Origin of the sequence: Sphingomonas sp. GM_Shp_2 (assembly GCF_026540875.1) — a bacterium.
GTDB lineage: Bacteria > Pseudomonadota > Alphaproteobacteria > Sphingomonadales > Sphingomonadaceae > Sphingomonas > Sphingomonas carotinifaciens.
This window is the reverse complement of record NZ_JALNUQ010000081.1, coordinates 1-9,550: the sequence shown is the minus strand read 5'-3', so window position 1 is coordinate 9,550 and position 9,550 is coordinate 1. Positions and strand designations below refer to the sequence as shown.

General features: G+C 71.5%; 12 protein-coding genes. 1 reads left to right on the top strand and 11 read right to left on the bottom strand.

The features are described 5' to 3' along the window. Window positions 1–39 precede the first annotated feature (39 nt). The 7 genes from OXR08_RS18135 to OXR08_RS18105 all read right to left on the bottom strand — a co-directional run bounded on the left by OXR08_RS18135 (window position 40) and on the right by OXR08_RS18105 (window position 5,415). A complete protein-coding gene (locus tag OXR08_RS18135) occupies window positions 40–237 on the bottom strand; it encodes a hypothetical protein (RefSeq protein WP_267352012.1) in 198 nt (65 codons plus the stop codon). Next, window positions 234–707 carry a hypothetical protein gene (locus OXR08_RS18130; RefSeq protein WP_267352011.1) on the bottom strand — a complete coding sequence of 158 codons (474 nt, stop codon included), beginning with the start codon at window positions 705–707 and terminating at the stop codon, window positions 234–236. Before OXR08_RS18130 ends, OXR08_RS18135 begins: the two co-directional genes overlap by 4 nt. Window positions 708–902: 195 nt before the next feature. Beyond that, window positions 903–1,901, bottom strand: a complete 999-nt coding sequence (locus OXR08_RS18125) for a phage major capsid protein (RefSeq protein ID WP_267352014.1) — start codon at window positions 1,899–1,901, stop codon at window positions 903–905. Then, window positions 1,901–2,284: an HK97 family phage prohead protease gene (locus OXR08_RS18120; protein ID WP_267352010.1), complete on the bottom strand. Its 384-nt coding sequence runs from the start codon at window positions 2,282–2,284 to the stop codon at window positions 1,901–1,903. Before OXR08_RS18120 ends, OXR08_RS18125 begins: the two co-directional genes overlap by 1 nt. Then, entirely contained in the window at window positions 2,281–3,387 is a 1,107-nt protein-coding gene (locus OXR08_RS18115; RefSeq protein ID WP_267352009.1) for a phage portal protein, read from the bottom strand. The genes OXR08_RS18120 and OXR08_RS18115 overlap by 4 nt, the downstream gene beginning before the upstream one ends. Before the next feature lie 181 nt (window positions 3,388–3,568). Next, window positions 3,569–4,879 carry a terminase family protein gene (locus tag OXR08_RS18110; RefSeq protein WP_267352007.1) on the bottom strand — a complete coding sequence of 437 codons (1,311 nt, stop codon included), beginning with the start codon at window positions 4,877–4,879 and terminating at the stop codon, window positions 3,569–3,571. Beyond that, on the bottom strand, window positions 4,876–5,415 hold the full coding sequence (locus OXR08_RS18105) for a hypothetical protein (RefSeq protein WP_267352004.1): 540 nt from the start codon (window positions 5,413–5,415) through the stop codon (window positions 4,876–4,878). The genes OXR08_RS18110 and OXR08_RS18105 overlap by 4 nt, the downstream gene beginning before the upstream one ends. Window positions 5,416–5,597: 182 nt before the next feature. Here OXR08_RS18105 and OXR08_RS18100 point away from each other — a divergent pair, with 182 nt between their 5' ends. Beyond that, window positions 5,598–6,266, top strand: a complete 669-nt coding sequence (locus OXR08_RS18100) for a PAS domain-containing protein (protein ID WP_267352002.1) — start codon at window positions 5,598–5,600, stop codon at window positions 6,264–6,266. A gap of 88 nt (window positions 6,267–6,354) precedes the next feature. Here OXR08_RS18100 and OXR08_RS18095 read toward each other — a convergent pair whose 3' ends face one another. The 4 genes from OXR08_RS18095 to OXR08_RS18080 all read right to left on the bottom strand — a co-directional run. Beyond that, window positions 6,355–7,221, bottom strand: coding sequence for a transporter (locus OXR08_RS18095; RefSeq protein ID WP_267352000.1), 867 nt, complete (start codon window positions 7,219–7,221; stop codon window positions 6,355–6,357). Window positions 7,222–7,234: 13 nt separating this feature from the next. Next, complete coding sequence (locus tag OXR08_RS18090) at window positions 7,235–7,888, bottom strand: hypothetical protein (protein ID WP_267351998.1); 654 nt, start codon at window positions 7,886–7,888, stop codon at window positions 7,235–7,237. Window positions 7,889–7,956: 68 nt separating this feature from the next. Continuing rightward, a complete protein-coding gene (locus tag OXR08_RS18085) occupies window positions 7,957–8,778 on the bottom strand; it encodes an oxygenase MpaB family protein (RefSeq protein WP_267351996.1) in 822 nt (273 codons plus the stop codon). A gap of 29 nt (window positions 8,779–8,807) precedes the next feature. Then, window positions 8,808–9,550, bottom strand: a 743-nt coding sequence (locus OXR08_RS18080; RefSeq protein WP_267351994.1) for a diaminopimelate epimerase, incomplete at its 5' end; no start/stop codon positions are given.

The window sequence follows — 9,550 nt, the reverse complement described above, 5'->3', positions numbered from 1 at the left end:
CGACCACCGAGATCTACACGAGCCTTATCGTCGGCAGCGTCAGATGTGTATAAGAGACAGCGTCACGCGCGCTTCCCACCCCTCCACGCCGCTCGCCGGCCAGGGCAGCAGCACCGGCTCGCCCACCACTCCGAACGGGACGCGCGCGCGTGCCGGTGTCGCATCGAATACCGGGCAACCCGCCATCCCCTGCAACGCCGCCAGCACGCCCCGTCCCACCGCTTCCCGCGCACTCATGCGCGGCGCGCTCCGATCCGCACCCGCCGCCATGGCCGCCACAGGGCCGTCACGCCGGCGGGCAGCGGCGCATCGGCCCCGTCGGTCGCCAGCACCGCGCCGAACAGCGCGATCCCCTGCACGATCCCGGGCGGCAGCGCGGCCCAGTCCTCCGCCAGCCCCGCCTGGTACCGCACGGTGGTGCGCACACCCACGCGCACCCAGCCGGTGCCGCCGGCATCGATGTCGACGGGATGCGCGCCCGCGATGCCGCGCACCGGTCCGTGCAACAGCGCCTGCCAGCCGCCGCCCGCCTCCACCACCTGCACCGCATCGCGCGCGATCAGCACGCGGCCGCAGAAATCCTCCGCGGCCGTCACCGCCGCCGCCGCGATCGCCGGCTCCACGCCGTCGCGGTGGACGCGCTCCGCCACCGCGCCAGCCGCCGCGGCCACCGCCGCCGCTGGCAACGCCGCCAGTCCCTGGATCATTATTTTGCATCCTTCCGGAAACATGGCGGCAACACAGCGACACATGGGCGTCACAGTTTACCGCCAAAGGGTGAGTCGGCCGCTGCCCGACCCCCTCGGACATCGGCCCAGCCGTTCCACCTCCCCCCTGTGTGGTTCGGCTTCCTCCCTGAACTACGGGGCAGCCCCTTGTCGGCTGCCCCGCCTTTTCCCGGCTCAGTTCGCCGAGAAGCGCATCAGCTTGATCGCCTGGGAATCGCTCACGCATCCGCCGACCCGCTTGGTCGCGTAAAAGGTCACGAACGGCTTGTTCGTGTACGGATCGCGCAGGATCGCGGTCTCAGACCGTTCCGCCACCAGATAGCCCGCCCGGAAATTGCCGAACGCGATCGCCGGGGCATCGGCGGCGATGTCGGGCATGTCCTCGGCTTCCACCACCGGATAGCCTAGCAGCGTCGCCGGCTGGCCCGCGACCAGCCCGGGCGCCCACAGGAAGCGGCCGTCCAGCGTCTTCAGCTTGCGGATGCGCGCCACCGTCGCCGCGTTCATCACGAAGCACGCCCCCTGCCGGTACGGCGCGCGCAGCATCTGCACCAGATCGATCAGGCGCTCGCCCGCATCCGCCCCGAAATTGCCCGCCGTGCCGCTGGCCAGATATTGCAGCGTCCCGAACGGCCGCGCCGCATCGCCCGTGGCCGCGATCGGCGCGCGCAGGAAGCCGCGCGGCCGGTTCACCCCGTCGCCGTCCACGAACGCCGCCCCCTCGGCGCGCGCGAACTCCGCGGCGATCTCGCCCGCCAGCCAGTCCTCCACGTCGAAGGCGGCATCGTCCAGCATCGCCTGGCTGGCCGACGGATTAGCGAACAGCTCGCCCATCGGCGGTGCGATCTCGGCAAAGACGGGCGTGCCCGTCTCCGGCCGCGCTTGCGTCTCGCCCGCCCAGCCGGACGGCGTGCCCCCGGTGGTGACCAGCTTGCGATACCCGGCCGACCCCACCTTCACCACATTGGCGATGCCCCGGATCGGCGAGGCACTTTTCAGCACCGCATCGATCGTCGCATCGATCTCGCGCGGCACGGCATAGCCGCCCGCATCGCCGGTCGTGCCGGTGAACGCCTTCAGCTCCACCGTCGCCCCCGTCCGCACGAAGCCGGCAAAGGCACCGTCCCGCTTGGCGCTCGCCCCGTCCAGCACCGGCCGTTCGATCACGTCCATCATTCCACTCCCCCACAAGAAACTTCGGAAATCCGTGCCAGCGGCTGCATCGGCACCGCGACCACGCTCACCTCGACCAGGGTCGCCGCCAGGATCGCGCGCCGCGCGCCCTGCATCACCTGCTCGGGCCGGTATCCCACCGACAATCCCGCCACCGTCCCGTTGCGCACCAGCGGCGCCAGCGCCGGATCGTCGATCCGCCCCCAGGTCCACAGCCCGGTCGCATCCTCGCGCAACCCGTCGATCCGCCCGACCGCGTGGCCCCGGTGCTGCCACAGCAGGGGCACCGGCCCCGCCCCGGCAAAGGCGCCGCGCCGCATCACGTCGCCCGCGCGGTCCACCCGGTCCCACACCGCCGCATAGCCCGCGAACGCCAGCGTCATGCTAGCCCCACCAGATGCCGCTTCTTCTCCGCGCTCAGGAAGTCGGCCGCCGACACGCTCGCCCACAGCGCCTGCCGCTCCTCGGCCAGCGCGGTCACACGGTTCAGGTCGACCGCCAGCGCGGCATCCGCGAACCATCCCGCCAACCCTTGCGACAGGCCGGACAGGATCGCCGTCGCCAGCGGCAGCACCGCCAGGCGGAACAGCGCGCGATTGGCCTCCCGGTAATTGGCATAGGCATTGTCGCCCGGCAGCCCGAGCAGCATCGGCGGCACGCCAAAGGCCAGCGCGATCTCCCGCGCCGCCGCCGCCTTGCAGCCGACGAAATCCATGTCGGCGGGCGACAGGCTCATCGCCTGCCATTTCAGCCCGCCCTCCAGCAGCATCGGCCGCCCGGCATTGCCCGCCCCGGCAAAGCCGTCCATCTCGGCGCGCAACCGCTCGAACTGCTCCGCGCTCAGCACCGATCCGTCCCCCGGATCATAGACCAGCGCACCCGACGGCCGCGCCGCATTGTCCAGCAGCGCCCGGTTCCACGCGGCGGCCGCATTGTGGATGCCGATCGCGCCCGCCGCCGCGCCCAGACAGCCCAGCCCGTAATGATCGTCCAGCGGATGGAACGCCTTCAGGTGGATGACATGCGGCCGCACCGGGTCCGCCCCCAGCCGGTGGCTGCGCGCCCCCACGCGGTAGGTGTACGCCGCCGGCCATCCGCCCGCATCCGGCTCCACGCTCACCCGCTCGGGCCTGAGCGCATAGAGTTCCGCCGCATTCCCCTCGCCGTCGCGCAGGATCTGCACATAGGCATTGCCGTGCAGCAGCATCTGCGCCGCCACCGTCTCCAGCAGCGACTGTCCCGCACTGCGCGCCTGGACCAATGCCAGCAGCGCCGGATCGCCCGCGACCAGCGGCACATCCGCCACCCCGCCCGCGACCAGCTTCACCGCCCGCTGCGCCACCGTATTGCGCGCATAGCCCTCGCGCACCTGCGTTTCATAGGACGGCGCCCCGCCCCCCGTGATCGGCACCCCCGACCGCGCCCATCCCTGCCCCAGCAAAGGCCGCGCAGCTCCGTCCGCCTGCCGGCGTCTGAATATCCGCATGTGAATCTCCTGTTACAGCATGCCCTCTCCCCTCCGGGGAAAGGGAGGGGACCCGCGGCGCAAGCCGTGGGGAGGGTGAGGGGCCGCCCCAAACGCCACCCCTGCTTGGCACCCCCTCACCCTCCCATCGCTTCGCGACGGGCCCTTCCCTCTCCCCGCAGGGACGAGGGAAATTACCCCCTCAAACCACCCGCACCCCGGGCATGCCCCCACGCCCGCGCAGCATCACTTCGGTCATCGCCCACACCATCGCGTCCGCCCGGTCCGGCGAGCGTCCCGGCCCGGCATAACCTCCCGCCGCCAGCAGGCCGCAGAGTTCATCCTCCAGCGCATCCAGCGCGCCGACGTGAAAGGCTCGCCCCGCCTCGAACAGCGCCGCCACCGGCTCCGCCCGCGCCGCCTTGCCGTGGCGGGCATGGACCAGCTTCACCGGCAGCGTCGCCTCGCAGGCGCGCAGCACGCTTTCCACCATCGCGCCGCCCTGGTTCGCCTCCGCCACCACCCGGTCCGCGCCCACCCGCTCCGCGCACGCCGCCACCGCCCGCGCCCAGCCATCGGGCGACGCGCCCAAAACGCTCGCATCCGCCAGCACATAGCCGTGCCCGTCCCGCCCCAGCCCGACCGCGACGATCCCGCACGCATCGCCGCCAATCCCGGCGGGCGGATCGACGCCGACCACCACCCGCACCAGCTCGGGCATCCCCTGCACCCGCTGCCGGTCGAGCAGCGCCCGGCTCCACAGCGCGCCCTCCACCTCCTCGACCATCTCGCCGTCCAGCTCCTGCCGGCCCAGCCGCGTGCCGGCGTAGGACGCCTCCATCATCGCCCGGTAACTGTCGGGCAGATAAGGATTGTCCCGCGTCGTGCCGTGCGTCTCCACCAGTTGCGGCAATGCCATCACCCGGCGCATCAGCACGGTCGGGCGCGGCGTCGTCGTCACCACCAGCCGCGGCCGCTCGCCCAGCCGCATGCCCATCACCAGATTGTCCCACGCCACGTCGCCGTTGCGCCATTTGCCCAGTTCGTCGCACCACGCCGCATGATGCTGCGGCCCGCGCAGCCCCTCGGGCGCTTCCGCCGAATAGCCATAGGCGACCGCCCCGCTGGCAAAGTGCACCGCCTGTTCGCTGCGCTTCCACACCGCGCCATCGGCACTGCGCGCACAGGCCAGCAGGCCGCTTTCGCCCCCGATCATCACCCGCTCCACATCCGCCATGGTGCCGCCGACCAGCGCGATCCGCGCCTCCGGGTCGCCCCGCGCCACCTGCACCACCCATTCCGCGCCCGCCCGCGTCTTGCCGAAGCCGCGCCCGGCGCGCATCAGCCACACCGCCCAGTCGTCATGCGGCGGCAACTGCCCCGGCTCCGCCCACACCGCGAAGTCGCGCAGCACCGCGGCACGATGTTCGGGCGGCAGCGTCAGGATCTCGCGCCACCGCTCGCCCACGGGCAGCGCCGCCACCGCCCGCACCCAGTCCTGTCCCCGGCTCATGCACGCCCGCCCGCCTGCGCCCGTTCCACGCGCCGGGCGATCGCATCGATCCGCTTGAGCAGCATCACGTCATGCTCGTGCTGCGACGGCGGCGCCGCCCCTTTGCGCCCGGCACCCGCACCGGCACCGACCCCGGCACCGCCCCGCCCGTCGCGCAGCTTCAGCACCTGCATCGCCAGCACCGGGTCGAAATCCGGCAGCGCGCTCCCCTCGCTGCCGCCCTCGCCGATCTCTTCCGGATTGTGGTTGCTCGTCATCTGCCCCAGCGCGCGCGCCACCAGTTCCTGTTCCAACTGGTCATAGCCAAAGGCGAGTGCTTCACCGCACAGGCGCGCAAACTCCCCGTCGCGCCGCTTCAGCGCGTACAGCGTCGACTTGGCCACCCCCGCCGCCTTCAACGCCCTGGTCTGGTTGCACGTCGCCGACAGCACATCCAGGAAGCGTTTGCGCTTCGCCTTCGTCCAGCCCGTCCTGCCCCCCTTGGGCGCCGCGCGTCGCAACAGCGTGCCGTCCCTCCGCGCGATCAGCTCGTCCATCTCCCGCCCCCCTCATCGCCCCGCCTCGATGTTCCCCTTATGTACTCAACATCCGTGGGGAAGTATCCAACAAACGAACCGCAACGGTGAAAAACAGAGTCAGCGAAACTTACCTATGATATTTCTCCGCCCGGTCGGGCGGCTAGGCAGCGGATCATCGCCAACGGGCAGAACAGGGGCACATGCACAACCAGGGGGAGGTCGTCGCATCCAGCGTTCTCGACCGGTTCGAACGGTTCACGAATGTCGACGACCATTATGTCGCGCTGATGGGCTGGCCGCGCGCCGCACTGATCGGCCGGTCGATGCTCGACCTGACGCATCCCGACGATCGCACCGGCAACCGCACGCTGCTGGACCGGCTCTACGACCGCAACGAGGCGTTTCGCATCACCAAGCGCTATCGCCGGCCCGACAACAGCTATGTTCGCGTCCAGGTGCATGTCGCGATGGCACCGGACGGGCTTGGCGGGCGCCAGTTGATCGGCACCGCCCACCGCGTCGCGCCGTCACCACCCGCGTTCGCGGACAGCCGGGCGATCGCCGGGCGCGCGATCGGCATGTTGCTGGCGGGGCGGATGGCGCTCGGCGCGCCCTATTTCTCCGGCGCCCCGGCGGAGATCCTGCTGCTGCTCTTTCATCAGGGCCAGCGGCCGCTCACCCTTGCCCGGATCGCCGAGCGGCTGGATTACACGCCTGCCGTCACGCTGCGCTGGCTGCGGGCGCTGGCCGATGCCGGGCTGGTCCATCCCCCCGCCGGCAACGACGATCCGGTCCGCCTGACCCTATGGGCGGAGGCGACGCTGACCACCATCCTCGCCGCGCCCACCGAGCCGCTGACGCCGGCCTGAGCGTTCTTCGCGAAATTCGCGAAAGTGCGAATTTAGAGGCGGCACCGGCAAAACGCGCCTCGGCGCGTTTTCAAACAGACGCCGAGCGTCACCGCCGGGCGTTCGACAGCGCCAGCGTCAGCGAAACCCCCGTCGAAAACGCCGCCGCCCCCGAAGACAGGCCGCCACTGGCATAGGCGGTCAACCGGAACCGGTCGCCGATCGGTGCGGACGCGCCGCCGACGATCTCGTGCGCCGGCCGGATGAACCGGCTGGTCCGCTCGGCATAGTCATAGGACAGCAGGAAGATGCCCTGCCCCGGCAGTGCCACCGACGCACCGACCGAGGTCGCGATGCCGTCGCGGATCGTCCAGCCGGTGGGGTCGCCGAACACGCGGTAGTTGATCCGTGCGACCGGCGTCACTGCGCCCATCGTTCGCGCCACCTCCACGCCAAAGGCATAATCGGTCTTGCCCGTCGACAACTGGGTCGAATCCGCCGCGGTGGGCAGCTTCACCCTTGCCGACAGGTCGATGTCCAGCCCCGCCGCGTCCTGCGCCGCCGCCAGCCAGGATGCGCCCAGCGTCAGGTCGCCCAGGCCCTGCCGCCGCGGCCGCGTCATCGGGATCGACGGTCCCACCACCAGCGGCGTCCCGTTGATCCCGGTAAAGATCGTCGACTGGCTGCGGATGCGCATCCAGGGCAGCGTGGCATCGATGCGCAGCGGCCCCAGCCGCTGGCGGACATTGAGCAGCACGGCGGAGATGGTGTTGCCCGTCCTTCCCCCGAACCGCCCGTCCCAGGTCGCCGCGCCCAGCGTGATCTCGGTCCCCGCCGCCGGGCGCAGGGTCTCCGGCATCGGCCGCACCTGCGGCTCCATCCCCCCGCCATCGTCCGTCTCGGGCACCGCGGGATAGGGCAGAACCTCCTGTGCCGCCGCCGGCGCTGCATATAGCGACGCGGCAGCCAGCAGCACGCCGATCCGCATTTCAGCGCAGCCTGAGCGTGCGGATCGCATCCAGCGCTTCCTTTTCACGGCCATCCGGCCCGGTTGCCGCGCGGTTCGCGTCATGGCTGCTATCCTCCCCTGATGGCCGGTCGCTCTCCTGCACGGGCAGGGTCGATCGCACCGCCGCGACCGTCATCGGCCGCCTGTTGTCCACCACCGCCGGCGCCGCGGCGGCCACCGCCACCGGCGCCGCCGCCTCGATTGCCGGGGCCGCTGCCTGCGCGGCCAGCGCACGCCGCGCGCGGGCACGCGCCCGCCACGCCTTCACCCGCGCCCGCCACCGCCGCACCGCCGCCGGATCGGCCCGCGCAACCCGCACCGGCGCCTCCGCCACCGGCGCAGGCGGAGGCGACACCACTTCCGGGATCGGCACGGGCACCACCGGTGCCGCCATCTCCGCCACCGGCGCGCGCGCCACCGGTGCCGGCGAAGGCCGCCCGGTGGAAATTACCGTCACCGCCAGCGCACCGGCGCAGATCGCGATCCGCACGCCCCAGTGGATACGCCGCCGCTGCACGGCGCGGCGCAGTCTTTCCCATTCGCGGCGCGACGGGACCGCCCCGTCCGCATCGTACATCGATCGAATCAGTGCATAGATGACCCGGTCGTCATCCTGCTGAAGACTGGCGCTCATGCCCCATCATCGCACCGCCGCCCGCGCGACGCGGCACCACCTTCGGGATAGCAACGAAATCGCCGGATTCAGGCCTTCAACGCCCAGCGCAGCACCGCGCCCATCCCCATCGTGCCCGCGCGCACCATCGGCCGACCGGGCCCCACCGGCATCCGCCCGTGCAACCGCGCGGCCCAGGGCGGCAGCAGGTCGACGCCCGCCCCCATCATCATCGCGTTCATCGGTGCCAGCGACGGATGGGGAGAGGGCTGGTTGAGCAGGAATTTCGCCACCGTCCGCGTCCGTGCATCGACGCGCAGTTCGGGCCGGATCGCCGCCAGGAACGCGGCGACGCCTGCCCGGTCCTCCGGCACGTCCTCGGCGCCCAGCGCGCGCGCCAGCGTTGCCATCTCGCACAGATACTGGTCCTGCCGCGCCGCCGGAAAGGCCGGATCGCGATAGGTCAGATATCCGCGCAAAAACGAATCGACCTCCGCGACATGCACGAATGTCAGCAGCCGGGGATCGCTCGCCCGGTACGCCGTCCCGTCGGGCAGCGTGCCCGCGACATGCTCGTGCACCCGCCGCACCCGCGCGATCGCGCTCTCGGCCGCCGCGGTCGATCCGAAGGTGGTGACCGAGATGAACTGCGCGGTGCGCTTCAGCCGCCCGCCCATATTGCCGCGAAAGTCGGAATGATCCCACACGCCTGCCAGCGCCGCGGGGTGCAGCATCTGCACCAGCAGCGAGCAGATGCCCCCCACCATCATCGCGGTGAAGTCGCCGTGCACCGTCCAGGTCGCCGATCCCGGTCCGAACAGCCCCGGATCGCCCGGCGGCCGCGACAGGTCCACCGAGCCCGAACCCACAAGACCGCGCACCTGGTCGCGAATGGCAAGGCGTATCGACACGCCCGCGATATAGGAAGCGCGTGGGCGCTTCAGTAGGCTCGGACCTTCGCCGCCTCCCAGGCGTCGCATTCTTTGTCAAAGCGTTGCTCGATCACCAGGCCAAAGGCGCGCTCGCTTGCCAGATCGACCTCCACCGATCCCGCCCATTCATAGGTCGCATTGCCCGAGAGCGTCACCATGCCGTCCGCCGCCGCCTCGGCGCGCACCAGCCCGCCCTTGTTGAACACCACCGTCTCCCGGTCCCAGCCGATCCGCCCCGTCAGGCACGCCGCATAGGTCGATGCCGCCATCGCGCTGCCGCAACTGTCGGTCAGGCCAACGCCGCGCTCGAACGTCCGCACGAACAGCGCGTCGCCCCGTACCTCCACGAACGAGACGTTCGCCCGGTTGGGCAGCCAGTCTGGCGCCGCCTCGCACGCGCGGCCCACCGCGACCAGCTCCGCCTCGTCCACCGCCTCCACGAACGTCACCAGATGCGGATTGGGCATGCTCACCGCGGTGAACGCCCGCGGGCTCGGCAGCATCGGCAGGGCCGCGTCCACCACCCGCTCCATCCCGACCGCCATCGGCCACGCCGCCACGTCCAGCCCCGCCGGCCCCGCCCGCTCGCGCACCGTATACACCCCCGGCGCCAGCGCGCTCACCCGCTCGGCCTCCGCATGCGACGTCTTCAGCCGTACTGTCGCCGCCGCGATCCCCAGCGCCTCGAACCCCGCCCGCGCGACGCAGCGCACCCCGTTCAGGCACGTCTCCGCCTCGCTGCCGTCCGAAT

Bases quoted from the DNA above. Each gene is read 5' to 3' on its own strand.
- OXR08_RS18135 (WP_267352012.1), bottom strand. From the start codon at position 237: ATGAGTGCGCGGGAAGCGGTGGGACGGGGCGTGCTGGCGGCGTTGCAG.
- OXR08_RS18090 (WP_267351998.1), bottom strand. From the start codon at position 7,888: ATGAGCGCCAGTCTTCAGCAGGATGACGACCGGGTCATCTATGCACTG.
- OXR08_RS18100 (WP_267352002.1), top strand. From the start codon at position 5,598: ATGCACAACCAGGGGGAGGTCGTCGCATCCAGCGTTCTCGACCGGTTC.
- OXR08_RS18115 (WP_267352009.1), bottom strand. From the start codon at position 3,387: ATGCGGATATTCAGACGCCGGCAGGCGGACGGAGCTGCGCGGCCTTTG.
- OXR08_RS18120 (WP_267352010.1), bottom strand. From the start codon at position 2,284: ATGACGCTGGCGTTCGCGGGCTATGCGGCGGTGTGGGACCGGGTGGAC.
- OXR08_RS18125 (WP_267352014.1), bottom strand. From the start codon at position 1,901: ATGGACGTGATCGAACGGCCGGTGCTGGACGGGGCGAGCGCCAAGCGG.
- OXR08_RS18110 (WP_267352007.1), bottom strand. From the start codon at position 4,879: ATGAGCCGGGGACAGGACTGGGTGCGGGCGGTGGCGGCGCTGCCCGTG.
- OXR08_RS18105 (WP_267352004.1), bottom strand. From the start codon at position 5,415: ATGGACGAGCTGATCGCGCGGAGGGACGGCACGCTGTTGCGACGCGCG.
- OXR08_RS18130 (WP_267352011.1), bottom strand. From the start codon at position 707: ATGATCCAGGGACTGGCGGCGTTGCCAGCGGCGGCGGTGGCCGCGGCG.